25 protein-coding genes and 3 pseudogenes are annotated in these 23073 nt (G+C 67.8%); 16 read left to right on the plus strand and 12 right to left on the minus strand.

Going from position 1 to position 23073, the window contains the following annotated elements:
- Positions 1–460 (plus strand): hypothetical protein (locus ACIGO8_RS32955; protein WP_399738351.1); only part of this gene is annotated, 460 nt, incomplete at its 5' end.
- Between the two features lie 590 nt (positions 461–1050).
- On the opposite strand, the gene ACIGO8_RS32960 is transcribed toward ACIGO8_RS32955, so the two are convergent.
- Complete coding sequence (locus tag ACIGO8_RS32960; RefSeq protein ID WP_399738353.1) at positions 1051–1899, minus strand: lysostaphin resistance A-like protein; 849 nt, start codon at positions 1897–1899, stop codon at positions 1051–1053.
- A gap of 487 nt (positions 1900–2386) precedes the next feature.
- Positions 2387–2659, minus strand: coding sequence for a hypothetical protein (locus ACIGO8_RS32965; protein WP_399738356.1), 273 nt, complete (start codon positions 2657–2659; stop codon positions 2387–2389).
- 527 nt (positions 2660–3186) lie between these two features.
- Between ACIGO8_RS32965 and ACIGO8_RS32970 the strand changes: the two genes are divergently transcribed.
- Positions 3187–3690 carry a hypothetical protein gene (locus ACIGO8_RS32970; protein WP_399738359.1) on the plus strand — a complete coding sequence of 168 codons (504 nt, stop codon included), beginning with the start codon at positions 3187–3189 and terminating at the stop codon, positions 3688–3690.
- Between the two features lie 210 nt (positions 3691–3900).
- Here the strand turns inward: ACIGO8_RS32970 and ACIGO8_RS32975 are convergent.
- A pseudogene (locus ACIGO8_RS32975) lies at positions 3901–4149 on the minus strand (hypothetical protein); the annotation flags it as partial.
- 73 nt (positions 4150–4222) lie between these two features.
- Here ACIGO8_RS32975 and ACIGO8_RS32980 point away from each other — a divergent pair.
- Both ACIGO8_RS32980 and ACIGO8_RS32985 read left to right on the plus strand, forming a co-directional pair.
- Positions 4223–4672 carry an iron chaperone gene (locus ACIGO8_RS32980; RefSeq protein ID WP_399738362.1) on the plus strand — a complete coding sequence of 150 codons (450 nt, stop codon included), beginning with the start codon at positions 4223–4225 and terminating at the stop codon, positions 4670–4672.
- A 53-nt stretch (positions 4673–4725) separates the two neighbouring features.
- Positions 4726–5605, plus strand: a pseudogene (locus tag ACIGO8_RS32985) (IS5 family transposase).
- Between the two features lie 26 nt (positions 5606–5631).
- On the opposite strand, the pseudogene ACIGO8_RS32990 reads toward ACIGO8_RS32985, so the two are convergent.
- A pseudogene (locus tag ACIGO8_RS32990) lies at positions 5632–6093 on the minus strand (LysR family transcriptional regulator); the annotation flags it as partial.
- 92 nt (positions 6094–6185) lie between these two features.
- Here ACIGO8_RS32990 and ACIGO8_RS32995 point away from each other — a divergent pair.
- The 3 genes from ACIGO8_RS32995 to ACIGO8_RS33005 all read left to right on the plus strand — a co-directional run bounded on the left by ACIGO8_RS32995 (position 6186) and on the right by ACIGO8_RS33005 (position 8383).
- Positions 6186–6461 carry a hypothetical protein gene (locus tag ACIGO8_RS32995; RefSeq protein ID WP_399738365.1) on the plus strand — a complete coding sequence of 92 codons (276 nt, stop codon included), beginning with the start codon at positions 6186–6188 and terminating at the stop codon, positions 6459–6461.
- A gap of 222 nt (positions 6462–6683) precedes the next feature.
- Entirely contained in the window at positions 6684–7337 is a 654-nt protein-coding gene (locus ACIGO8_RS33000) for an HD domain-containing protein (RefSeq protein WP_399738368.1), read from the plus strand.
- 56 nt (positions 7338–7393) lie between these two features.
- Positions 7394–8383, plus strand: a complete 990-nt coding sequence (locus ACIGO8_RS33005; protein WP_399738371.1) for a GlxA family transcriptional regulator — start codon at positions 7394–7396, stop codon at positions 8381–8383.
- 953 nt (positions 8384–9336) lie between these two features.
- Here the strand turns inward: ACIGO8_RS33005 and ACIGO8_RS33010 are convergent.
- The 3 genes from ACIGO8_RS33010 to ACIGO8_RS33020 form a co-directional block, all read right to left on the minus strand.
- Positions 9337–9549: a hypothetical protein gene (locus tag ACIGO8_RS33010; protein ID WP_399738374.1), complete on the minus strand. Its 213-nt coding sequence runs from the start codon at positions 9547–9549 to the stop codon at positions 9337–9339.
- 90 nt (positions 9550–9639) lie between these two features.
- The gene (locus ACIGO8_RS33015) at positions 9640–10350 is read right to left on the minus strand and encodes a hypothetical protein (protein ID WP_399738377.1); all 711 of its coding nucleotides are present in this window, start codon (positions 10348–10350) and stop codon (positions 9640–9642) included.
- Complete coding sequence (locus ACIGO8_RS33020; RefSeq protein WP_399738380.1) at positions 10347–10871, minus strand: RNA polymerase sigma factor; 525 nt, start codon at positions 10869–10871, stop codon at positions 10347–10349. Before ACIGO8_RS33020 ends, ACIGO8_RS33015 begins: the two co-directional genes overlap by 4 nt.
- 726 nt (positions 10872–11597) lie before the next feature.
- Here ACIGO8_RS33020 and ACIGO8_RS33025 point away from each other — a divergent pair.
- Positions 11598–13379: a hypothetical protein gene (locus ACIGO8_RS33025; RefSeq protein WP_399738383.1), complete on the plus strand. Its 1782-nt coding sequence runs from the start codon at positions 11598–11600 to the stop codon at positions 13377–13379.
- Here ACIGO8_RS33025 and ACIGO8_RS33030 read toward each other — a convergent pair.
- Positions 13318–14007, minus strand: coding sequence for a helix-turn-helix domain-containing protein (locus ACIGO8_RS33030; protein ID WP_399738518.1), 690 nt, complete (start codon positions 14005–14007; stop codon positions 13318–13320). The genes ACIGO8_RS33025 and ACIGO8_RS33030 overlap by 62 nt on opposite strands.
- Before the next feature lie 360 nt (positions 14008–14367).
- Positions 14368–15840, minus strand: coding sequence for a hypothetical protein (locus ACIGO8_RS33035; RefSeq protein ID WP_399738386.1), 1473 nt, complete (start codon positions 15838–15840; stop codon positions 14368–14370).
- Positions 15841–15906: 66 nt separating this feature from the next.
- On the opposite strand from ACIGO8_RS33035, the gene ACIGO8_RS33040 reads away from it, so the two are divergent.
- Both ACIGO8_RS33040 and ACIGO8_RS33045 read left to right on the plus strand, forming a co-directional pair.
- The gene (locus ACIGO8_RS33040) at positions 15907–16167 is read left to right on the plus strand and encodes a hypothetical protein (RefSeq protein WP_399738389.1); all 261 of its coding nucleotides are present in this window, start codon (positions 15907–15909) and stop codon (positions 16165–16167) included.
- Positions 16168–17276: 1109 nt separating this feature from the next.
- Positions 17277–17486 carry a hypothetical protein gene (locus tag ACIGO8_RS33045; protein WP_399738392.1) on the plus strand — a complete coding sequence of 70 codons (210 nt, stop codon included), beginning with the start codon at positions 17277–17279 and terminating at the stop codon, positions 17484–17486.
- Positions 17487–17815: 329 nt separating this feature from the next.
- Here the strand turns inward: ACIGO8_RS33045 and ACIGO8_RS33050 are convergent, their stop codons facing one another.
- Positions 17816–18331: a hypothetical protein gene (locus ACIGO8_RS33050; protein ID WP_399738395.1), complete on the minus strand. Its 516-nt coding sequence runs from the start codon at positions 18329–18331 to the stop codon at positions 17816–17818.
- Between the two features lie 227 nt (positions 18332–18558).
- Between ACIGO8_RS33050 and ACIGO8_RS33055 the strand changes: the two genes are divergently transcribed.
- From ACIGO8_RS33055 to ACIGO8_RS33065, 3 genes are all read left to right on the plus strand, one after another.
- Positions 18559–18765, plus strand: coding sequence for a hypothetical protein (locus tag ACIGO8_RS33055; protein ID WP_399738400.1), 207 nt, complete (start codon positions 18559–18561; stop codon positions 18763–18765).
- Positions 18758–19015 carry a hypothetical protein gene (locus ACIGO8_RS33060; RefSeq protein WP_399738403.1) on the plus strand — a complete coding sequence of 86 codons (258 nt, stop codon included), beginning with the start codon at positions 18758–18760 and terminating at the stop codon, positions 19013–19015. Before ACIGO8_RS33055 ends, ACIGO8_RS33060 begins: the two co-directional genes overlap by 8 nt.
- Positions 19016–19473: 458 nt before the next feature.
- Entirely contained in the window at positions 19474–19917 is a 444-nt protein-coding gene (locus tag ACIGO8_RS33065) for a hypothetical protein (protein ID WP_399738405.1), read from the plus strand.
- An 88-nt stretch (positions 19918–20005) separates the two neighbouring features.
- On the opposite strand, the gene ACIGO8_RS33070 is transcribed toward ACIGO8_RS33065, so the two are convergent.
- The gene (locus ACIGO8_RS33070; protein WP_399738408.1) at positions 20006–20743 is read right to left on the minus strand and encodes a hypothetical protein; all 738 of its coding nucleotides are present in this window, start codon (positions 20741–20743) and stop codon (positions 20006–20008) included.
- 43 nt (positions 20744–20786) lie between these two features.
- Positions 20787–21332: a hypothetical protein gene (locus ACIGO8_RS33075; protein WP_399738411.1), complete on the minus strand. Its 546-nt coding sequence runs from the start codon at positions 21330–21332 to the stop codon at positions 20787–20789.
- A gap of 220 nt (positions 21333–21552) precedes the next feature.
- Between ACIGO8_RS33075 and ACIGO8_RS33080 the strand changes: the two genes are divergently transcribed.
- The 3 genes from ACIGO8_RS33080 (at position 21553) to ACIGO8_RS33090 (ending at position 22871) form a co-directional block, all read left to right on the plus strand.
- Positions 21553–21744, plus strand: coding sequence for a hypothetical protein (locus ACIGO8_RS33080; RefSeq protein WP_399738414.1), 192 nt, complete (start codon positions 21553–21555; stop codon positions 21742–21744).
- A gap of 123 nt (positions 21745–21867) precedes the next feature.
- Positions 21868–22071 (plus strand): hypothetical protein, encoded by a 204-nt coding sequence (locus tag ACIGO8_RS33085; RefSeq protein WP_399738417.1) that lies wholly within the window; start codon positions 21868–21870, stop codon positions 22069–22071.
- An 86-nt stretch (positions 22072–22157) separates the two neighbouring features.
- The gene (locus ACIGO8_RS33090; protein WP_399738419.1) at positions 22158–22871 is read left to right on the plus strand and encodes a hypothetical protein; all 714 of its coding nucleotides are present in this window, start codon (positions 22158–22160) and stop codon (positions 22869–22871) included.
- The last annotated feature ends 202 nt before the right edge of the window (positions 22872–23073 follow it).

The following is a 23073-nucleotide window of genomic DNA, read 5'->3' on the forward strand; positions in this document are numbered from 1 at the left end:
CCTGTCCACCGACCCCGTCTACGGAGGCGGAGACAACCGCTACGGCTACCCCGGCGACCCCATCAACCAATACGACCTCAACGGACAAGCCTGGTACAACCCCATGAGCTGGCTAAGGAAGTGGCGAGGCTACCGACGCCGCCACGCGAGTGCGGACATGCTCCACTCCACGCTCATGTTCGGCGCCCTGATCACGCCAGCCGGTAAGACCGCCACCATGCTCAGGCGGCTCAGGAGATTCCGCAGGTACACCCAGTGCAGGAGCTGGCGCGGCGCCTTCGCTTGTGGGTCGGCGATGCTCAACGCGCGCGAGACCTACTGGTATGCAAGGAACGTAGGCAGGCACGGTGCCCGGTTCATCTATAACGGCTATACCGCCATCTATAACCGCTCAACTCCTGGCTACTGGCCGAGGAAATATTTCATGCCCTGGACCCCTTGGAGTGGCCGCTTCAGGTAACGAGTGTGTGCCCGTGGGCCGACGGCCCGGCGCAACGCGCGGTGAGACCTGGCAGGCTGAAGCTCGTTCACGCATGTCGTAGAACTCGGGCGTCGCGGTCGACTCTGCGCTCATCCGGCTGATCAGCGGACCGCGAGGCCCGTCAACGAGAGCTCCTGCCGTCGGTCGGGACCATCGGACTCTGGACGGTCCCGACCGGCAAGCCGCCTGACCGGCGGCCAGCCGCTGACACTCGCTCGCCCTTGCGATCACGCCCGGCCAGGCGGATGGCTTCCGGGCACTGCGGGCCGGCTGGCCAGAGGTCGGAGATGTTCCTGGCCGAGACGGCGTATTCGTCCGGGGCGATCCGCAGTCATCCGCGACGGCGTGCGATCTGGGCGGTGATTCCGCAACCTGCCGATGAGGCCGTGTCTGTGCTGACCTGCGCGGGCGCGGCATCGCCGGGACGATCTCGGAGACGGATCGAGCAGATGAAACGGACGGCGTCACGGGGTAGATGCCGGGGGAAGCCGCAGCAGGAGCCCAGGCCGGTATCGGCGAGTTGTTCCTTGGCTGTGTCGCTGTTGGCAGGCGGCCTGGGTGCACTCGAGCTAGACCAGGCGCGGCATACCGCCGTCTCGTACCGTCGGCCGCCGCGCGGTGATGCCGCGCTTTTTGGCGAGGCGGGCCACCAGCAGGCAGTACGCCGGTGCGGTCACCAGTTCTGCCAGGAGTGCTTGCCACGGTGCGTCCGCGGCCGTGCCGGTGTCGGCGAGCTGTCCCAGTGCCAGCGCGATGCCGTAGGCGAGCAGGTTGTTGGCGGTATGCACAGCGATGACGGCCTCCAGTCCGCCTGTACGTTCCACGAGCCACCCCCACCACAGCGCGGAGTACAACAGCAGCAGGAATCCGCTCCACCCGCCGAACCCATGGGCCAGAGCGAACAGCACGGAACCCACGACCACTCCCGGCCAGGGTGAACTCAGGAACCCTCCGAAGAACTGCGGCACCCAACCTCGGAACACGAGTTCCTCTGCGGCGGCCTGGAACGGCACGATCACGAGGAAGACCGTCAAGCCCGCCACGAGCCGGCCCGGACCAGGCGCTTCACCGGTGAAGATCTCGTCGCCGTTGGCCAGCCAGTCCCACAGCGCCAGCCCGCCCATGTTCAGGGCCATGACGGCGAACGCGAGACCGGAGCAGAGCCCGAGCCAGTGCCACCGCAGCCGGCCCGTCACCGACAACAGTGTCCCCGCCGGCCGGCTACCGCACCAGCGCACCCCGAGCATCACCGCGGGGATGCCGACGGCCAGCGACAGCAACCCGAGCGCCTCGTCCGCCAGAGGATCGGCCAACAGGCGCTCGCCCTCCTCGGGTGCGAACTGAGTCCCGTACATGAACGCGGCCGTCATGCCGAGCAGGAGAACGGCGACCATCCCGGCGGCCAACAGCCCAGCCACCGTCAGCGCCTCGCCGATCCGGCGCAACGGCCCCTGCCGCCCGTTACGCGCCTGCTCGCAGTACCGCGACCCGTCGCGGGCAGGAACGGCCCCGCGCGCGGCGGCACGCTGCTCCGCAAGGGGCCACGCCTGTGCGGGGACACCATGCAGGAAACCTCCTGCAGCTGGCGTCATCCCAGTGGTGGCACTCCGCTCGTGACCCATACCGCCTGGCTGACCGGGGTGTTCCTCCGGCGCGGCGGCAACCGGATGCGTTGGCCCGGTCCATGGCGCCGCTCCCAGACCCTGAGTCGGTCTCGGCTGATGCTCGGAAGCATTAGCTTCCTCATCGCTCCGCTGGCCCCGTGCGCCGTTTTCCGACCCTGATATACCCACCCCAGGCCCTTCTCCTCACGCCACTCGGCGTACCTCGCATGGCAGGATTTCGCTGTCCTGATTGCAGTCATCACGGGGCGCACAGGTTTCGGCCGTCCGGTAGATCCTGAAACTACCGCAGCTCAGTCCGGTCGCTTGCCTTGCCTGCCACGCCCAAAGTCCCCTGCTCCGTCGAACTTGCCGCGCCCGCGGTCCGGCTTCGAATCGTTATCAGGCGAAACGCAAACCGAACCGTCACGGCAAGCACGAACAGAGTGTAGAGCCCGAGAAGACACAGGGAGATCGTGTCGATGATGTCGGTGTTGTACCTATGAGGGGCAGCCATCACTCCCATCAGCAGCCAGGCGCCCCATCCCAAGGCCAGCTCTTTCGCTTCGCCCTTCATTGCTTCCCCTCTCACCGAGTTCTCCGATGATAGGGCTACGCCCTGGCGGTCTGATCCGCTGATTCCGGTTCGACGGGTCGTTGACCTGATCCGGAAGAGCAGTCAGCATCGCTGAAAGTCCCATGCTGGTGAGAGGGACAGTCTTTCCATCACCCCACTTGCCCTCGACCGATGACGCAGCAGCGACATCTAGCCGGGTGATGCCGATCTGCAGACATCGGGCGTGACGCGGAATTCACCAAACAGGGCATCATCTCGAGTACCCCATTCCCCTCCTTGGTCTTCATCCGAAGTTCATGGAAGCGCCTCGCTTGAGAGCCACCGAAGTCGAGGAACGGATGTCGTGGAATTCGTTGATTCCAGTATGGGGACCGAGGAGTGCGCCGCCGACGACGTACGCTTCAGCGTCTGCAGCCGCTCCTCGTGCGACGCGAGCTCACACGCGCGAGCTCGCGTCGCGGTCTGCGTGACCTCAGATGTGCCTCAACTCCCGTTTCCGACGGTTCCGCGGAGCGCATCCCCTGGCCATGAGGGGAATCGATTGGGGGACAGCCCCCGCCTGGCTGAGTGCGTTCCTGACCGGCGGATCCTTACTGCTTGGGTTCTACATCCTCCTGCGGGACAGGCGTAAGGAGGAGCGCCTGGAGGCGTCCAAGGTGGTGTCCATGTACTACCCGGAGGGCGACGAATATGCGGAGTCGTCCCAGATCCGGGTGGTGCTGCGTAACACCGCGGATCGACCGATCTACTTCCCGGGCGTCCTCTTCGGAGCAAGCGGTGGTCGGCTGCGCGCATGGCCGTTCGAGGAAGACGTCGTGGAGCCGGGTGAGTGCGTCGAGGTCCGGGTTCCTCGGTACTTGGACGAGATGAGGATCGGGATTGCAGGGGTGTTCTTCCACGACGCCGACGGATGCATCTGGGCCCGCGACTTCTCCGACTTCTCCCTGGTCCGGAAGGGGAAGCCCTTCCCTGCCCGTGCTCCGCGGCGGAGGCGACGAGCGATTCGACGAGTCCGCGTCACCGCCTACTAGGGGGTGTCCGGCGGATCATGGCCGGGGTCGCGGCTCCTGGCACGGCGCCTCGCTGCGTTGCCGAAACGTCCACATAGTGCCCCCGTAGCCCTTCGGGCACGGGAGGTGCCCCCACCGCCATGAGGACGCTCCGGCGCCTTGCGATGCACCGCACCAGACGCCGGGCCCTATCCGGCCCTGATCCGCCGGACCCTCCTAGCGTCTCTACAGTTAGTCCCCCGCGCCGACCGGTTCCGGAGGGTGCGGCCCGCCGCCGTCCTTGATGTCCTGCTCGCAGGTTCGTCCGCGGTAGGACTGGTCGTTGGGGATCAGAAGCACTCCGGCGACCCGCTCCGGGTGCTCGACGGCCAGCCACTCGTCGCCCGCGAGGGGGCCGTCCGGCCTGAACGCCTGGGACGAATAGACCGTCTGGCACCCGAACGCGACACGTTCCTTGTCGACCGCGCAGGCATCCACCGCTCGATCGTATGCAAGGGCGTCCCCCTCCACTAAGGTCCCCTTCAAGATCACTTCACGGGATGGGGGCCACACCATGAGCAACAGCTCTGGAACGTACGAGGGTTTCACGGCCGAGGAACGGGCCGCGATGAAGGATCACGCCAAGGAGACGAAGGCGGCGGCTCGACGCGCCTCCGCCGCGGACAAGGCGGCCCAGGCCGAGCAGGATGTCCTCGCGAAGATCGCCGAGACGCAAGAGTCGGACCGGATCATGGCCGAACGGGTCCATGCCGTCGTCACGGCAGGCGCCCCGGAGCTGGCACCGAAGCTCTGGTACGGGATGCCCTCGTACGCGCTGGACGGCAAGGTCGTCTGCTTCTTCCAGAGCGCGGAGAAGTTCAAGGCCCGCTACGCGACCCTCGGCTTCAGCGACCTGGCGAAGCTGGACGAGGGCACCATGTGGCCAGCCGGCTTCGCCCTGACCGAGGTGACACCCGAGGTGGAGGAGCGGATCACGGCGCTCGTGAAGCGGGCGGTGGGCTAGGTTCGGTCCGGCGGATCATGTGATTCTCCGGCCGAACGCTCGTTGGTTCGGTCATGGGTCGGGGGGATCTGACGAATCGCGAGTGGTCGCTGTCGGAGCCGCATCTGCCACCTTCGGGTGGTCCAGGCGGCCGGTGGAACGATCACCGCACCGTGATCAACGGCATCATGTTCCGGGTCCGGACCGGTATCCCGTGGCGTGACCTGCCGGAACGCTACGGCTCGTGGAAAACCGTCTACGAACGGCACGCCGCTGGTCGGCGGATGGCACCTGGGACCGGATCCTGCAGTCGGTCCAGGCCGACGCCGACCTTGCAGGCCGGATCGATTGGTCGATGGTCGATGTCGACTCGACGTCCTGCCGGGCCCAACAGCACGCGGCCGGCGCCCGCAAGACCCGGCCGCGGATCCCGAAAAAGGGACGACGCCTCGACACCATCGCCCCGATGAGGGACTTGGACGGTCCCGGGGCGGCCTGACTTGCAAGATCCACCTCGCCGGCGAAGGCGGCTGCCGCCCTATGGCCCTCCTACTCACGCCGGGCCAGTGGCGCGACGCTCCGCAGCTGGTCGAGGTCCTGGACCGGGTCAGGGTTCCCCGGCCGCTGGGCGGACGACCCCGAACCCGGCCGGACCACGTCAGCGGCGACAAGGCATACAGCTCCCGCCGAAACCGCCGCTACCTGCGAAGACGCCACATCCGGCACACGATTCCGGAACCGAAGGACCAGCGGGCCAACCGGCGACGCAGAGGCAGAGACGGCGGGAGGCCCGTCGGCTTCGACCGCGACCGCTACCGACGCCGCAACGAGGTCGAGCGGACGATTAACCGACTTGAGAACTCCCGTGCGGTCGCCACCCGTTACGACAAACGGGCCTACGTCTTCCACGGCACCGTCCCGGCCGCAGCGATTCGGCTCTGGCTCCGTCAGTGATCCGCCGGACAGAACCTAGTGCCACATCAGACAAAGTTCGTCCCAGCGAGGGCCGCCAGCGAGAACCGGCTGACGCTGGAGTCGGCCGCGGGCGAGCGGATGCGTGGCCCCGACCATGAGCCGTACCTGCGAGGTGTGCACGACCGGAGCCGACGGTGAGGCGTGGGTCGTCGACCGGTACCACGGTGCTGCACCTGGACCGCCGGGTGGCGGGCCTGGAGCAGTCTGATGGCGCCCTTGACCACGCAGAAGTGCGGTCCCGTCGTGCCGATCGCGAGAACGCCGGTGTGACCGCGCGCGGCCGCGGTGGCGGCGTCGACGCCGTGCATGATCTGGCGGTAACCGGCCTCCCACTCCCGGTGCGCCTGCGCGCCGACGGGTGTCAGCCGGACGCTGCGGCTGGTGCGGTGGAAGAACTGTGCGCCGATCGGGCGCTTCAGCTGTCTGACCGCCTGGCTGACGCGGGCCTGGGTGATCTGCAGGCGCTCGGCGGTTCGGCGCCGCTTCCGCCGCCCTCGCCGGGCTGGCCCTCACTTGAGACGCCCGGACGTGCGTCACTCCCCTGGAGAGAGGACTCTCTATGCGCATCGATGTGCGCGGCCACCTGTGGACCGATGAATACGTCGATCTCCTCGATTCCTTTGGCCGCACCGACACCGCCACCCAGCGCAACACCGGCGCGGGCGCTTCGCCGGCTGAGCTCGAGGCCCGCTTCGCACTCAACGGCACCGCCGGGATCGAGCACCAGGTGCTGTCCGTCTCACCGCAAGTCCCACACTTCGCCGACCGCGAGAACGCCGTCACCGCAGCCAAGTACGCCAACGACCTGTACGCCGCCGTCCTCGGCCGACCCTGAAAGGCTCCTCAGCGCGGGTGTGGCGGAGGAGGCGGCGACCGCGACTCGGGAGCCGCCCGGACCACTGAACTCCGCAGACCGTGTGGCTGCAACGCAGAGGCGGATGTCCCTATCTGTGGGTTCCACGTCCCCATGACCATGGCTGCGCCCGAGAGAGATGAGGAAACTGGGACCTGCTCTTGAACCAGATGGGTCCCATCAGCCAAGTACAGGGGAGATGCCATGACGGTGACGACGGCCGGGAACACAGCGGCAGGCATGCACGTGCCGGACACCAAGCTGACGCGGGAGGCGACCGAGCTGGTCCGCGAAGCGGCAGGTGACCTGATCTACCACCACTCACGGCGGGTGTACTTCTTCGGCAGCCTTCAGGGCCGCAACCGTGATCTCGCTTTCGACCCTGAGCTGCTGTACATCGCCGCGATGTTCCATGACCTGGGACTGGGCCAGCAGTTCCGGACGAGCGGCCGCCGCTTCGAGGTCGACGGTGCTGATGAAGCCCGCCGCTTCCTGCAGGCACACGGTGTACCGGACGACAGCGTGCGCCGGGTATGGACGGCCATCGCCCTGCATACCACCCCTGGGATTCCTGAGTTCATGGAGCCCGAGGTCGCTCTGGTGACCGCCGGCGTCGAGTACGACGTCCTGGGCATCGGCTTCGCGGACATCTCCGCCGCCGAGCGCGAGGAGATCGTGGCCCTGCATCCGCGCCCCGACTTCAAGGCGCGCATTCTCGGTGCGTTCACCGACGGCGTCCGGCACAAAGCTGCAACCACCTTCGGGAACGTCAAGGCGGACGTACTTCAGCACTACCTGCCGGGCTTCGAGCGCAAGGACTTCGTCCGTACGATCCTGGACTCGCCGTGGGACGAATAGCACCCATGTCCCGGGGCGCAGACAGCCGAGCTCGTCAGGGTGCGGACCGGATCGTAGTGATCGTCGCCTTCGACGAAGTCCAGCTCCTGGACGTCAGCGGGCCGCTGGAGGTCTTCACCACGGCCAATCGCTACGGCGCGCGCTACGACGTGCGGGTCGTCTCCACCGCCGGTCTCGACGCGCGCACCTCCTGCGGGCTGCGGATCGGGGCGAACGCCTCCCTCGAGGATCTTCCTCAGTACATCGACACGCTGCTGGTGCCCGGCCGCAGAGACTGGCGGCATGCTGTCGCCGACAGCCACCTGCTCTCACTCATCGCCGGTCTCGCCACACGGGCGCGGCGAGTGACCTCGGTCTGTGCGGGCGCGTTCCTTCTGGCCGAGGCCGAGCTCCTCGACGGCCGGCGCGCCACGACCCACTGGGAGTTGGTTCCGCAGCTCGCCGCCGCCTATCCGAAGGTACGCGTGGAGTCGGACCCCGTGTTCGTACGCGACGGCCACATCGTCACCTCGGCCGGAGTCACGGCGGGGATCGACCTTGCCCTTGCTCTGGTGGAGGAGGACCACGGCGCAGACGTCGCGAGGGAGGCAGCCCGCCAGCTCGTCGTCTTCATGGCGCGCCCGGGCGGGCAATCGCAGTTCAGCGTCCGCATGACCCCGCGGCCGCCCCAGCACCCGCTCGTACGCCGCGCGATGGACGAGATCACCATGGACCCCGCTCTCCCCTACGGCGTCGACCCGCTGGCTGCGGGGCTTGGCGTCAGTCCCCGACACCTGGCACGCCTCTTCCGGCAGGAGACCGGCATGACGCTCGGACGGTACGCCGACGCCGTTCGGGTGGAGGCGGCCCAGGTCCTGTTGTCCTCGGGCACCGCGCCGGTCGAGGAGGTCGCGCAGCAAGCCGGATTCGGGTCCTCCGAGAGCATGCGTCGCGTGTTCCAGCAGACCTTTGGTGTCTCCCCCACCGCGTACCGGGCTCGCTTCCGCACCACGTCCGCCCCAGCAAGGGAACCGGTTGCGCCAGGCCCTGTCCGGCGGATGGTGTGACTGCCGGACCGAGGAGCTCTGCCCATGCGTACTTCCGCATCTCTGCCGACTACCGCGCGACCGCCTCAGTCATCCAAGACGCAGGCTAGCTAACCATCCAAGGGGTCGACGTGATCCCGGCGCCGCCGGCACCGAGCGAGGTGTGACCGCGCTGCCAAGGCTGCGCCGAATGCCTTGCCGGGTCACCCTCAGGGACCGGGTAGCGCCGTCCTTGCAGCCCTCTCTCGCCAGCAGGGACGTACCGTCAGAGCACGGCCCTTTATCGACAGGACGGGCCGAAGGGCTGGCCGCCCGCACACCAGCCCCCGAGCGCGGGCGGCCAGCAGCAGGAGGCCCACAGCCCGCAGAGCCGCTCGTCGCCGACCCTTTTGGCCGCAGGTGCGCTGCTGGCACCGGCAGCACGCGTGGTCCTTGCAGAAATCGCCGCGGGCCCCGTCGTAGCAGCCGAGGTTGTCGAGCACGTCATGACAGATCGAGTCGCGCTGACCTGCAGGTTCCCGTTCGGTCTCACTTGCCGGCGCTCACCTGAAGGCGAGTTGAACGGGCCGGCCCCGCCAGCGGTGGGTGGGTGCCGGCGGGGCCTTGTGTGGAGGCCCGCGCAGGTGGGCCGACAGGCTCAACGATGACGTTCTCCTGAGGTCACGTTGTCGGGTCGGCGGCCAGGCGCCTCGCCTCCCACGTCATAGCGGGGCGAGCACCCACCGTACGAGCGGGAACCGGACCCGGCCTTTGCCAGCAGTCGTCCGGCCCTCTCCGTCGGCAGAGTCCGGCATCGAGATCAGGGGCGTTCGGGTCGGTCACGCTGGTGAGTCTCGACGCCAGGCACCATCACGACGGCCATCGGCTTGGAAATCCCGAGACGGGCGGCGTCGCAGCACCGCAGTTGACGCCCGCAGACGCGCGGTGGGCCGCACCAAGAGGTTGCGGCCCACCGACTGTCTGGTTCGCGGGAGTCAGATCTGCTGCTGGATCAGGTAGAAGCCGAGAGAGACGATGCCAGCGCCGGTGGCATAGGCGGCACCACGCAGGGTGCTGGAGATGAGGGCGCTGCGTCGGCGGGCGATCCAGCGGCGGCCGCGGCGGATTCGGGAAGGCTGCTGCGCGGTGCGGGTGCGGCAGATTCGCGCGGTCTTGTCCGCGGTGCGGGTGCGGCGGCTAGTCTTCACGGTAGGTGCTCCGTTCTTCGGGGTACTGGTGTGGTCCGGCGGGGGCTGGGCGGCCTAGGAACCTTCGGCCCCGCGCCGGACTTCTGCGTTTCAGGGGCGGCCGGCGAGTTCGTGGATGCGGTCGGCCAGGCGGGCGTCGGGGCGGCAGACCAGGCCGTCGGCGGTGTGATGGTCGGCCAGCTGGTCGACGTCGGCTTCCAGGCCGCCGGTCAGGACTGCCCGGCTGGCGTCGTGGCTGGCGGAGTCGTTGGTGAAGTGCTCCAGCGCCTTGAGGAACGCCTGGGTGTCGACTTCGCGGTCCCGGGGTGTGTCCGGGCAGAACAGAGCGGTCACCTGCCGCTTCCAGAACTTCGCCTCACGATCGTCGCCGAGAGCAAGGTGGTCGAGGTACAGGCAGTACGCCGCGCCGCTGGATCCCGCGCCGGCGGCGAAGCGCCACCAGAAACGGGCGCTTTCGGGGTGGTGAGCGAGGTAGAGCATGCAGGCGAAGACCTGGACACCCTCGATGTCGACGCCGTCGGTCCAGCCGTCGAACTGCGCGACGGTGTCGTCGCCGCCGAGCAGCGCGGTCAGCTCCTCCATGTGGGCGGCGGCCCCCGCCTGGGTGACCACCACCCGGGCCATGACGCCGAGCCGGCGCCGGGCGCTGGGGTGACCGCCGATGGGTGCCGGGTCAGAGGAGGGAAGGTGGGCGGTGTCGCGGGCGATGCGGCGCAGCCCGGCGCCGACGTCGAAGGCGCGACGCGGCTCGCAGACGGCGATGTCGGCGTCGGCGAAAAGCTGTTCCCAGGTGTCGCTCACTGGGCGTCCTCCTTCTTGATCGGCCGCGTGGCGCGACGGTGGATGGGGGCGAGGCGCTCCTGGGCCTTGCGGATGTGGTGGTTGACGGTGCCGGGCGTGAGGCCCATGTACCAGGCGATGTCCTTGGTGTCGTACTTGCCGATGAAGCGCAGGACGATCGCGTCGAACTGGCGCGGGGGGAGCTTGGCGAGGGCCGGGTACAGGCCGATGCCGCTGTCGCGCGCGGCGAGTTCCTGGCGGCAGCCGCCGATCAGTTCGTCGATGATGGCGCGGCGCAGGATCTGCCAGGTCTGCGCCTGCAGGTCTGGTTCGGTGAGCAGGGTGTCCCAGTGGGTGCGGATCTCCACGTAGGCGCGGTGGACCGCCTTCTCCGCCCGTTCGTTGGTCAGCAGGATCTTCAGCGCGAAGTCGTGAAAGGTCACCTGGTTGGTGAGGTAGTGGGCCTCGAACTCCAGGGGAAGCTGGAGCGGGGCCTCCTCGGCCACAGGCATGTGGCCGTCCTCACGAACGTCGTCGGTCATGGGGTGTCTTTGGTCCTCTTCGTTGAGGGCTGACGGAAAGAGCGGCTCCCGGGGCACCGCTAGGGATCACTCAACCGGCCCAATCGGCCGAACATGCATGCGCGGCCTTACGAATTTCACGCGGTGCGGTCGGGTCGGTGCTTAACGTGATCATCAGAGGCGCTGTCACGGCCCCTGACCTGCGAGAATGGTCACTCACAGGTGTGACACATGCGCAGTGAGTGATCGACGTCACAAAGTGGTGCTGCCGATGAGTGGGTGGCTTCTCGCCACCATCGAGTGAAATCCGCCAAACCCGCCCACAGGTAACTACGTCGCGCTCCCCGGGCGACGCCCACCTTTCCCTCCTGGAAGGTGGTCAGGGGTGCCGGCGGAGCCCGAGGGATGTGTGTCGCGGCAGCGCGAGTCCGGACCCAGCGGAACCTCGATTACTCCGCCGTCTCCCGCCGCGGCCTGGCGCACCTCGCGCTTGCGGACCGTCTCGACGCCTGGTCACGCTTCGCCGCGGAACCAGGAGAAGACTCCCCCGCCGCGCGGCGTCCGTGTAGCCAAGGTCGGACCTCCTTCGTCGACAGCGGGAGAGACAGCGCTGGCACGCCCGCGGCGCGGGCCAAATGGCGAGGGACTTCGTGGATCGCGCCCGCGCAGGTCAGGTTGGGCCCTACGGTCGTCCCACGGCCAGCGTCCGGGCGGTAACGCCGGGCATGAGTGGGAGGGGAATCGAGGATGGTCAGCGCCGGTACGTACCCGCTGTGGCGGGAGCTCGCCTTGAGCGAGGGCCTTCCCAAGGAAGCCCTCAAGACGGTGATCGAAGCTCTGTGCACCCCGAACGGCTTTGACTCGCACACCGAGCGCCGGCGGGAGGACGCCCTCAAGGCCGCCCTGCCCGCGCTGCTGGCCCGGACATCGGGCAAGCGGCTACGCGGCCAGCTTCTGGTGCACGCCGACGAGAAGATGCTGACCGACCTGGCCGCCGCGGGCACGGTGACCATCGCCGACGTTCACGGCATTCTGCGGCACCGCCGGCCATGGGCGGAGCTGGTCTCCGCTCTTGCACGGCACCCCGAGCAGGTCGAGGCCGCGATCGCCCTTCTGCCCCAACTCCCCCGCCACGAGGTGGAGCACGTCGTCCGGTACTGGGATTCCGACCGCTACAGCAGCAACGCGGACGCGCCGCCCCTGCCCGTGCCGCCGGAGCTGTTCGACGCCGTCCTGGAAGCCTGTCTGGCCCCGCTCGCCGCGTACCTGCTTCACCCGCAGCCCGAAGAGGGCTGGGAGGCCCTCTCCGCTTTCACTAAGGACTGGTCCCTGGACCTGGGCGGCCACAGCGGCGTCTGGGCGGTGCTGGCTCGGTGCCCCGAGCGGTGGGCGGAGCTCACCGCACACCCCACGCTCGGGCCGGCCGTCCAGCACCTGCTGCTGGACCAGGCCGAGATCCATGCCCTCGAGGACGCCCGGAACCGCGCGGCCTTCGCCGACCCGGACAGCGAGGACCTTCCTATCGATCCGACTCCCGCCCTGAGTGAAGAGCTGCTGCTCGCCTGCCTTCCGGCCTTGTGTCTGCCCGAGCTGGCCGAGCTGCCCAATCCGCGGGTGACGGCCCGCAGGACCTTGCACCACCTCGCCAACCGCGTTCGCAATAACCCTCGCCTGGCAACCCTGGCCGCCGACCAGCTGCACGCGGCCGCCGACGCGCTCACCACCCGCGGTCGACTGCTCAGCCCGCCCGCGAAGCAGAACGGCGACCGCGCCTTCGCCAGCCGGCTCCTGAGCCTCGCCGAGGACCTGGCTCTCCTCAGCGCCAGCCCTGACCACCTCGCCAGGGCCTGCGCCGAGCTCGCCGGCCTGGAGCAGCCCGCCGTCGTCTCCCCCGCCCCAAGCCAGACCCTGATCCGCGTCATCGGCACCCTCGACCCCGACCACGACCGCCCGGACCGGCTCCTGGAACGCAACAACGAACACCGCCGCGTCCAGGCCCTTACCGCCCTCGCCGCCAACCCGCACACCCCGCGCACCGCCGTCACCGACGCCCTGGACGGGCTGCACCCCGCGGAGCTGGCCTGGATCGCCGAGAAGGCAACCGGCCCCGACTGGTTCCTGGACGCGGCAGCGGCCGTCCCGGCCGATGAGGACGAAGACGACGGTGTGCTGCGCCTGATGAGCGACGACGAACTCGCCCAACACCCCGACCCTGCGGCCGTCCTGCAGTCCTGGCTCGACTCCCCTGCCGCCCGCGAGGTCCTCTCCCGCTCCGAGATCTACCGGGCCGTCGTCAAGTCCCGCCACCACACCCTGGAGCACCTGCTCCAGATTCCCGCCGACGAGATCCTCTCTGGAAGCGAACCCGAGATCGCGCTGCAGATCCTGCTTGACCGCTGCGGCCGAAGCGCCGACCGGTGGGCAGCGCTCGCCGCCGCCATGACCTTCGGGTACGGCGAGGAGAAGATCACCTTGGGTCAGCTTCTCGACTCCCTGGATCCCGCATCTGCCGATGCGCAGACCTCCTGACGGGCCGGCTCGACGCGGGACGGCACCTGCAGTCAGGCGCCTGGGTCGCGCGGGACGGTGGGAAGTGGTCGTTGAGGCACGGTACCAAGTGGAGATGCGTACGCGGCTGCGCCGTCTTCGGGAGGCAGGAGTCGACGGCTCGATGATCCGGATCGACACGCGGGGTGACCCTGCTGGATGCAGCGCGCTTGAGGGTGGCGGCGGAGATCCCTGTCCGCTCCGCCAGGTGGTCGTAGGTCAGCCCGCTCGCCCGGCGTTCCGCCCGCAGGAAGTCCGCGAGTTCGCCGCGGGAGGGCACGCTGTGGTCGACGGGATTCTCGTGCGTCCCATGCCGGGCCCTTGTCAGTGCCTCCTGCGACACTGCGCGGCATGCCCGAAAGCCTTGTCGCGGGGCGCGGTCGCGCGCCGCGACTGAGGGCGGGTTCCTCGCGCGGGAACACCTCATCGGAACTCTGGTGTCGCGGGCCCGTGAGGTGTTCGCTGCCATCCCGGCCACGCAGGTGCCACGCAGCCGGTGCGGCATCTTCGAGAGCTCGTTGCTGCGGCGCCGGCGCTTATGGGCGGCGCGCCAGCAGTGAAGCAGCCCCGTGACAGCGACGCCGGCGAGGATCTGCCGCGCGTCGATCATGTCCTGAACCTTGTCGAGAGCGAGCCACTCGATCCGGTCCGCTTCGTGCGTGTCGACAGGGGCCGCCACTTCCCGTGCTCCACGGGCGAGGTACACATGGTGCACGGCGTTCCACCGTTGGCCCGGTGGCCAGAATTCAGCGGCCCCGACCTCGCGAGCCCGGGGCAATCATCTCGCCGCCAAGTACGGTCGTCTGCTGCTCAGTGCGGATCGCCTCCGGCGTGCCGCCCGGCCGGCCGAGGTGGCGCCGGTCGCCGCCGTCGCCCTGGTCGACACCGCTTATGGCTGTACCGGTGGAACCGGGCCACTCCGCCTTGGGCAGGGGTGCGACTCCTCTGGCGGCTTGCCCGCGCGCTGTCGCTAGCGCTTACGGGATGGGGCGGCTTGGTTGGCCACGCCTAGACGAAACAGATCATCTGCATACTTTCCAACAAGTTCCGCGGTTTCGCCATGATTCGCATGGAGCGCCTCATAAATGTAGAAGGAGCGAGACGGGGCATTCTCGCCCTGAGGCTCAGGAGTCAGCTCGACAATTCGCGCCGCTGCTAGAGCATCCTTCCGGCGGTCGTCATCCGACATTATGTCATCAACCGAGCGCTGCCAATCAAGAAATGGAAGTCTCCTGCTCGGATCGATAAGCGCATGAAGTTGAGCGCAATATCGAATGAGTTGCTGCAATCCTATGGCGTCAGCGACTTGCCCGTGCGCCCAGCCTCCAACGGTGATCAAGAGTTTCTTCACCCCGAACCATTCGAAGAAATTACCGAAGTCGCTACTGGCGACAAGGTCGCCCGGTGGGCGCGGCCCGTGCCAGTTCCACATAGAAGGTGCGTGAATGTTGAAAGTGTAAGCTGTTCCTCCGATGAACTCGCCGCCATTAATATCCGCCGCGAACGTCGGAATGTATCCCGAGTTTCCAAGTGCACTCTTCTGCTTGGCGGTGTAATCTTCGAATTTCAGATGGCGGACTCCGTCCGACATCTGAATCCAGATGTTGCTGAGGTAATCTATGTACTGCTTTATCTCGGTGACGACGCCGGCATTGCTCGTCAGAGAGGGATTGACTGCCCTCATGACGCAGATTCTGGCGCTCATCGCATACAGTAGAGCGGGTAGCGGCCATCGGTGGTCCCAGACTTGATGGAATCCAGTCTCGGGCGCCCGGTCGGCCATGTGGTACATCCATCCCGTCACCGGGTCCATCGGATCACCCCCGCCCGACATTGCTGCCACGCTGTTTGGGCGCATCCACAGACTGGATCCCATCAAGCGGGTGACAGCTTTCTTAGTATCCGTATCTGCTATGGCCATCTTGTTGGCCCAGAATGCGTTATTCTCAAGCATGGCGGTGACGTTTGTATGAGCGGCGTTGCATGCGTCAAAGAATCCGTGCACCGTCTGAATGGCGGTATATGCGTCGGCTTTCAGGTCATCGATTGTTTCCTCTCGGGAAGTTACCCAACTCGCTAGCTGGAAGTCCTGGACTTGCTTCATTTGGGCGTGCAGTTTTTCCAGCAGCACTAGATTTGGATCTTTGCTTGGGGGGGTGTTATTTAGCCAATTCTCTAGGGCGAGTGCGAATGAAACCAGGTCAGCGCCCATGGTGACGAGTTCGCAGGATTCTTTCAGTGCTAGAATTCCTGGATCGTTGATGAGGCCGTCTCTGAAAAGTGGCAGTCGGCAGATTCGGTTGCCTACATAGAGGGGACCCATCGAGTCGGGCGCTTCAGTCAGATCCTGGACTTCGTCGCCTTCGTTAGGGGTATGGGTGAAGGACCCGTCCTCGTGAAGGTAAATCTCCGCATCCAGAAGTCGATAAATTAGAGCGCACATCGTTTCTCCTGCGGCATGCCCCCACAGCCCCCCATTACCAATATGACGCGCACGTGGCGGTCATGCATGCTGGCCCCGCCCGAGACTGACATCAGCGAGCACGAGATCGAAGGCGCGCTCGCCCTGATGGAGACCATGAGCGTGAGCACCTGGCCGACCTCGGCGACTGGCTCACCGACCACTACGGCCCTGGTCGAGGTCATCAGCGCGAAGGCGGAACACCGGGAGCCGAAGCCGGTCGCGGGCGAGGAGCCGGAGGCCGCGCCGGTCGTCGACCTCATGGCCGCGCTCGAGGCGAGCGTGGCGAAGGCGAAGATCGCGCGGTGAGACCGGCGGGCCGGCCACCGTGCACGAAATGCCGAAGCCGAAGAAGACCGCAGCCAAGAAGACCACCGCGGCGAAGAAGGCGCCCGCCAAGAAGACCGCGGAGCACTACCGTTCCGCGCGCCTTGGCCCCCTCCACCCCTGGAGCCGAGCCTCGGTGGAGACCTACGGTCTTCGGGATGGACGACTACGAACTGATCGGCGGGACGAGCTCTCGGGATCCGGAGCGCCGCGGTCCCGGTGCCGGCCGCCGGGGACCCATCGCCGTCGCTGAGGCGATGATGTGCGCGCGCTGTGGGAGGGAGAGACGTCCCGCCATGGTGGTCAAAGCGGCACCGCCGAGACGCTGGAGGCCGCCCAGGCCGGCGTGCACCTCGCCGCCGCGCTGGTGCAGTGGTTAGTGTCGGGAGCGGTCGTCCGCACCCCAGACGTTTCATGGCAAGAGCAGCGTCCTACTCGTGCAGGTGATTCAGGCGTCGGTCCTGAACCGCCTGCCCCGGTGGGGCGTTCCCAGGGGCATGGAGCCGCGATCGACCCAATCCACCCCAGCGACCCCGGTCTCGTTGTCCTGGACATCACCGGCGCGGACGAGGCGACCTGCAGGCCGCCGTAGCCAAGGTCGCCTGCGGTGGGCGACCTCGGGCACACCGAAGGTCCGCGCGAATTCCGGGCGATGTGGCCGCGCAGCTCGGGGCCGCTTGTACGACTAACGACAACAGTCGTTTGGGCCGGACGAATTGAGGTCTTCACGAGCACCGAAGACGTGAGGTGCGTCACACCTCGAAAGCATCGGTAGGCCACTTTCGTGTAGCCCGTACGGTGCGCCCCATCCCCCTGAAGTGGTGCCTGAGCTGGGACGATCCGCCCCAGACATTGTCAGTCGGGCGTGGTATGGGAAAACCTACAACTCAATGGCGCGACTAGGCCATTCGTGTCGCCTGGGGGTCAGCGAATTGCCCGCTCCCAGTCGTAGAGTCGGCACACGAGAAACGCCCTTCGACATGACGAAGGGAGACCCCGTTCGCGGCCTTTGCTTTCCAGGGCCTGGCCACGGTGGGGTCTCCCCTCTCGTCAGTTGCTGGGTGCCCACCTACCGATCAGCAGGGATACCCATGACGCCCCTTGACCGTACAGCAAGCGCCTCGCCCAAGAACTCGCGCCTGATCGCCTGGGTGTCGGTCGGCACCGGCATCGCAGCTGCTGTCGCAGTTGTAGCCCTCGGCCTGAGCGGCCATCCGGAAACTGCGGCCGCAGTTGGGGCGATCGGCGGCGCGGCCTTCGCCGCTGGCGGCGTCACGGTGACCGTGAACGTCCGCAAGTAGACCTAACTCCAGCGCCTGGCCGACGAGGACCAGGGCCTCAGGCCGGCACCGAAGACCGGGGCGCTGGCGATGGCCGGAAGGAGAGCTGATTCGGCAGGGGCCCTCCTGCTGTCAGGCGGCTGCGGTCCTAGGTTCACCCTTGAAGAGCACGTGGCCATAGGCCAGGCCCTCTCCGGCATCCGCGAACTGTGAGGCCTGGGCCGGCGTTGAGGAGGGTGACGCGTGCCGCCCTGGCGTCAGCCCGGGGCGCGTCGCCCCAAGGGGGCCCGGCTGCCGCTCGGCCCGGGCCCCGGTCGAGCGCCGTCGACCGCGCTGCCGCCGCTGACGGGCTACGCCTCGGCGGTCTCTTCTTCCTTCCCGCCCTTCACGTAGTCGGGGATGAAGATCTTCTTGTGCGTGCAGTTCCCGGAGGCGTGCCCGCGGGGGTTGAGGCAGTGGTCGCGCCAGTGGCCGCTGACCGGGCCGCCGCGACGCGGCCGGTAGGGGCCGCTCGCGCCATCAGCCGCTTCAGGTTCCTCTTCCTGCCCGGCGTCGAGCTCGTCGAGCGCGGCGGCGGCAGCTTCCTCGAGTATGCGGGCGACGTCCGCCAAGATGCCGGTCGGCTTCGGGGGCTCGTCCTCGCGCTCGGTCTCATGCTCGGCGTCGTCGTTGGCCGCGTTCACGCGGCGGGCGTAGGCGACCGCTCCGGCTGCTGCTGCTGCGACCACGCCGATCGCGCCGGCTTTCCAGGCCGGGGAGCGCCTCTTCCACGCGCCGGCCGCGCGTTGCAGCAGCGGCTTTCTCTCCGCTCTGGCCTCGTTCGGCAGCTCGGACGGCGGCTCGGTCGGTCGCGGCTCATCGGCCATATGTCCCCCTCGGCGGAAAGTTGCCAGGGCCGCTCATTCTGTCAGCGTTCCTCCCTCGGCCAGAACCTCCAGGGCAAGGGCGTGGAGGCGCGCGTCCACCCGGTGGGATTGGGGAGGCCCCAGCTGCCGTTGCGGCATGACGCGGAGCCGGGCGGGCCTTGGTGACCGGCTGCCTGGCCAAGGCCACCTGCGCTAGCCTCGGCTAACACCCGACCGCGGAGGACACGATGGCGAACCTCATCTTCAGCGAGGCCGAGCAGCGCGAGCTGCGCGAGGCCGCGCGCGCGGAGTTCCCCGGAAACCCGGCGCTCGCGTACGTCCTCGAGAACCTGGCCGCCGAGGGCATCGACCTCGACCGGTGCCGGAGCTGGGACGAGATCCGGTCGGAGAAAGGCCTGGCCGACCAGAGCGACGAGGCGCCGGAAGTTGCCTAAGCACTCCCAGGGTCGGCGTCCGCGCATCGTGTTCGTCGAGCCGGCCGAGACCCAGGTCCGCATCCTCACCATCGAGCAGACCGCCCGCCTCGACAAAGCGCTGAACGTCCTTGCTGCCGACCCGGCCGCCGCGAAGCCGCACGCCACCGCCACCGCGCTGCGCGACCACCAGCACGAAGGCATTCGCGTCATCTTCTACGCGACCGCGCTGGGAAGCATCCTGATCGTCACCTACGTCGAGGTCGACTGAACCCCTCCTGGGCCGTTTTCGCCGCGTCGTGTCGCGCGTTGTCGGCGGCGTCCGCTGAGCAGCGAGCGGGCTTCAACTCTCCATCCCGTCTTCACCGCGGTCCTGGATATCGGTGGTCTTCGGTAGGCTGCTGCCGTTCTCCGGCCAGCCGCGTACGCCGGTCGCCGAGCAAGCCCGTGACCACGCCGCGGGCAGCCCTGTGTCAGGGGTGGCCAAGGCCCCAGGGGCCCGCGCAAGGTGAAAGAGGACCGCCGGCTCATCGACACCCGGCAGCAACACGAAGACTTCCTCCTGGCCGAGCGTCTCGTCGACCGAGGAACCGACTGATGCTGGCTCGGTGCAGTGCTCTACGTCGGGCACTGCATCCGCTGGAGCAGCGGTCCCAGGGAAATCAGGTCGACGCAGCGTCGCGTGGCAGCGAGTATGCGACGCGACCGCTCAAGCTCCCGGAGACGCACGTGGGTAACCGACAAGCAGACATCGACTTCACCTTCCAGCGCCCGACCACCGTGCGCGGCTTGTTGGAGTTGCTGACCCCGGCCGGCTGGTCTGCTGAGGAACGCCCCGGCTACATCTCGTACATGATCAACGACGCAGACGACATGCACGAGTGGTACGACAGCACCCCCGACCGCCTGAACGCCGTGCTCGCGGAGCTGGACTCCGCAGCGAATCTGCCCTTCACCGTGGCGCTGAACATCTACCACCCGCAGGGCGGGACTGGCGGGATGCTCATGTTCTTCGCGCAGCGCAGGGAAGTCTCTTTCCTTCCCACCATCGACCGCCGAAGCATCCCGGACGCGCCACAGTTCACCGACCTCGCCTGGTACCTGGCGGCACTTGTCCCTCCCCTGCTCTGGGCCGGCCTCGAAGGGTACGAGGCCCGAGAGGACCCCAACTAGGCATCATCCGAGGTGACGCCCTCCGTAGCCGCCGGTCGGGCGCCGGGCTTTGAGCATCGAAGTTGCCCATCCAGGCCGCATAGCGTGCTCAGTCACAGGAAAGCGGGTTCTGATCTACTGCGGCACGCCGCCGCCCGCGTGAGCCAGCGGTGCTGGCTCTGGCCGGTCCTCGTTCCTGCAGGCCGAGGAGCGAGAGGGGCTCACGCGGACTTGCGGCGTGCGCTGGCTTTTTCGCCGCTGTCTTCTTGGCGGTCGTCTTCTTCGCCGTCTTCTTCTTGGCTGCGGTCTTCTTCGGCTTCGGCATCTCGTGGACGGTGGCCGGCCCGCCGGTCTCACCGCGGGACTCCTTCGCCTTCGCCACGCTCGCCTCGAGCGCGGCCATCAGGTCGACGACCGGCACGGCCTCCGGCTCCTCACCCGCGATCGGGGCCGGCTCCCGGTGCTCGGCCTTCGCGCTGATGACCTCGACCAGGGCCTCGGTGTAGTGGTCGGTGAGCCAGTCGCCGAGGTCGGCGAGGTGCTCCACGCTCATGGTGTCCATCAGGGCGAGCGCGCCTTCGATCTCGTGCTCGCTGATGTCAGTCTCGGGCGGAGCCAGCTCGGCGGGTGAGCGGATCTCGTCGCCCCAGTGCAGGCCCTGGATCACGAGCGCCTCGCCGAGCGGCCGCATCAGGCCCAGCCGCTCGCGGCCACGCACCGCCGGTGGAGCGCTGGTCGTCTGGCGCAACGATGGGACGACAGTCGAGGCCGAAGCGGCGTACGGGCCGGCAGCCTGGGAGGAAGCGACAGGCGACTTCTCATCGAACGAGTAGTCACTGAGGGACAACGCGCAGCGGCCTCTTCTTGCGAGGAGACATGCGCGATGGTCTTTACCGAGGGAAGACCACTTGACCCATGTTCCTGGCTAGATGATGAAGACGCGCGTCCACGGCAGCGTATGCCTGCTCCCAGCTCGCGAGAGCGTCATCTGTAGCGCTGGCCGCAGCGACTACAGCCGCAGCGCTGTAGGCGTCTTCGAGTTCTCGACAGAGGACCTGGGCGGTATCGGCGACTTCATTGCTCCCCAGGGGCAGAACATCCTTCAGAAGAGACAGCCGGGCCTCCCTAGCAGCAACCCGTGTTTCATCCGGGGACGGGCTCTGAGCGGCGGCAACAGTGCCGGACCCCTCCGCAAGCGCAATGACCTGTTGCACCGCGGTGATCGTCGTGAGGCGGAAGGCATGATAGCCCGCCTGCCGTGCCTCAAAGGAGCGTCGCTCCCACTCGGCATCCAGCTTCTGCCGTTCTACGCTGGCCGTCGTGGCTGCCTGGCTGATTGCCGTACGCGCCGACACCCAAGCGCTCACCGTGACGCCAACCGCACTCGACACGCCGGCAACTGTCGCGGCAAGCACGGCCGCTGCACCCGCATCCACGGCAGTGATTCTCGCTCGTGCGCCCAGGCGCTGTCCTGCAGTCCAGCAAGCGCGGCCGAGAGTAGATCCTTCGGGAAGGTGTCCCCACGGGCGCGCGGCGGTAGCCGGCCCACGAAGTCAGCCGCCACGACGGCCCCCTCCGCCCCGCGACGACCGATGGGACCGCCTTGCCTTGCTGCTTACCCGGGGAGCCCGTCCGATCCGCGACCCGGCCGGGCGCATGACTGCCGAGGCCGCCGCCGAGGTCATCGAGCGCCTGGCCGACGTTGCCGGCCTGTCAGGCGACTGGTCTGACCTCTCCCTGCGGCGCGGCTTCGCCACCGTCGCCCGCGCCGCCGGGCACGACCCGCTGGAGATCGCCCGTGCCGGGGGCTGTGCCGACGGATCGCTCGTCCTGCCCCCCGCTACATAGAAGACGTCGACCGCGTGAAGAACAGCCCACCTGTCGGCATCGCCTGTGAGCGGCCCGGAGCGGGGCGCCCGCCGCGCTGGTGAACACGCCTGCTGGTACTACCCGAGGCCGCGTGAGCGGGTCATGGACGCGCTGCCGTTGAAGGGCGCGCTGCCGTTGAAGGGCGCGCGGACGGTGCTCTGGGTGACGTTACGGGCGACCACGGTCGGACCGCCTGGGGTGACACTGCGGCCGAAGGATGCCAGGGAGGCGTACGCGAGGCGCCCGACGGCGCTGAACTTCGCAATGGCCGGCCGGTGGCTGGTCGCCGCCGCCGACCGACGATGAAGCAGCTGCGGCGCGCGGTCGACGCGGGTTCCCATCGTGAGTCCGTCGCAGCTATCCACGTCGGAGGCGTGTGCAAGGGTTCGTCCATGGATACCTCTGAGACCAACCGGTTGATCAGCGTGGATCTGCAGCCGATGTACGAGGCACTGTTCACCGCCGCAGGACGGCCAGTGACAATCGCCCTGCCTGCGCTGCAAGACATAGCGCAGGTGGCGCTGGCGCCGATTGCCAACGAAGCCGCTGCGGCGATCGATCGAGCCTTTCGAGACAGCGTGGGTGCGGCATACATCAGTCAGCAGCTCACCCAAGGCGTGTCGACGGCGTCTTACGCGATCGAAGAAGCCCTGGATCTGTCCTGGCTGCAGGGCAGCCTGGCTCACGTCTCAGAGGCTGCCTTGCCGCGGGACTGGTTCTCTCAGCAGGTTCAAGGGATATACGCCAGCGATTGGCTGGGGGCACTAGTGGACGGTGGGCCGCCAGAGCAGCCCGTCGAAGTGCCCTCCGAAACGCTGGTCGACCTGCGCGCCTCCGCCGAGGCCTTCCAACAGGAGGTGGCATACCTCCCGCTGGGCGAGCAGAAGAAGCTGTTTCTGGCCTTCGTATGCGCCATCGTGGTCGCGCTGGGTTTGCTGCTTGCCGTCGCCGTTCAGGACCAGGGTGAGGCTAGCGACATTCTCGGGTCCGTGTCGGACATCATCGGCGTGGCGGGCACGGTGGCACCCCTCGCGATGCTCGCATGGGACCGCCGACGGGGACACACCCGCGAGGGTGATGACGCTGAAACGCCGGAACCCCGCTAGCGGGCAGGTATGAGGGCGGCCGCACGTGCAGCATCCTGCGGGATCACATTGTGCCTCAGCGAGGACCAGGCTTCTGGCAAGCCGTCAGGTGGTAATAAGGGGCAATCCCTCGCCATACGTCTGACCTGCATGCTCGGTGCTGTGCCGGTGTTGCGCGGCACGCGCCCGACACCGAGCAACAACTGCCGCTGGTTACAGAACG

It is taken from the genome of Streptomyces sp. NPDC053493 (assembly GCF_044544825.1).
In the GTDB taxonomy this organism is placed as follows: Bacteria; Actinomycetota; Actinomycetes; order Streptomycetales; family Streptomycetaceae; genus Streptomyces.

What these genes read in the sequence shown, in the direction of transcription:
- ACIGO8_RS33050 (WP_399738395.1), bottom strand. Translation starts at nt 18,331, where the DNA reads ATGGCCGATGAGCCGCGACCGACCGAGCCGCCGTCCGAGCTGCCGAAC.
- ACIGO8_RS32980 (WP_399738362.1), top strand. Translation starts at nt 4,223, where the DNA reads ATGAGCAACAGCTCTGGAACGTACGAGGGTTTCACGGCCGAGGAACGG.
- ACIGO8_RS33090 (WP_399738419.1), top strand. Translation starts at nt 22,158, where the DNA reads ATGGATACCTCTGAGACCAACCGGTTGATCAGCGTGGATCTGCAGCCG.
- ACIGO8_RS33085 (WP_399738417.1), top strand. Translation starts at nt 21,868, where the DNA reads ATGGACGCGCTGCCGTTGAAGGGCGCGCTGCCGTTGAAGGGCGCGCGG.
- ACIGO8_RS33055 (WP_399738400.1), top strand. Translation starts at nt 18,559, where the DNA reads ATGGCGAACCTCATCTTCAGCGAGGCCGAGCAGCGCGAGCTGCGCGAG.
- ACIGO8_RS33045 (WP_399738392.1), top strand. Translation starts at nt 17,277, where the DNA reads ATGACGCCCCTTGACCGTACAGCAAGCGCCTCGCCCAAGAACTCGCGC.
- ACIGO8_RS33040 (WP_399738389.1), top strand. Translation starts at nt 15,907, where the DNA reads ATGCTGGCCCCGCCCGAGACTGACATCAGCGAGCACGAGATCGAAGGC.
- ACIGO8_RS32970 (WP_399738359.1), top strand. Translation starts at nt 3,187, where the DNA reads ATGAGGGGAATCGATTGGGGGACAGCCCCCGCCTGGCTGAGTGCGTTC.
- ACIGO8_RS33030 (WP_399738518.1), bottom strand. Translation starts at nt 14,007, where the DNA reads ATGATCGACGCGCGGCAGATCCTCGCCGGCGTCGCTGTCACGGGGCTG.
- ACIGO8_RS33000 (WP_399738368.1), top strand. Translation starts at nt 6,684, where the DNA reads ATGACGGTGACGACGGCCGGGAACACAGCGGCAGGCATGCACGTGCCG.
- ACIGO8_RS33025 (WP_399738383.1), top strand. Translation starts at nt 11,598, where the DNA reads ATGGTCAGCGCCGGTACGTACCCGCTGTGGCGGGAGCTCGCCTTGAGC.
- ACIGO8_RS33080 (WP_399738414.1), top strand. Translation starts at nt 21,553, where the DNA reads ATGACTGCCGAGGCCGCCGCCGAGGTCATCGAGCGCCTGGCCGACGTT.
- ACIGO8_RS32965 (WP_399738356.1), bottom strand. Translation starts at nt 2,659, where the DNA reads ATGAAGGGCGAAGCGAAAGAGCTGGCCTTGGGATGGGGCGCCTGGCTG.
- ACIGO8_RS33020 (WP_399738380.1), bottom strand. Translation starts at nt 10,871, where the DNA reads ATGACCGACGACGTTCGTGAGGACGGCCACATGCCTGTGGCCGAGGAG.
- ACIGO8_RS33035 (WP_399738386.1), bottom strand. Translation starts at nt 15,840, where the DNA reads ATGTGCGCTCTAATTTATCGACTTCTGGATGCGGAGATTTACCTTCAC.
- ACIGO8_RS32995 (WP_399738365.1), top strand. Translation starts at nt 6,186, where the DNA reads ATGCGCATCGATGTGCGCGGCCACCTGTGGACCGATGAATACGTCGAT.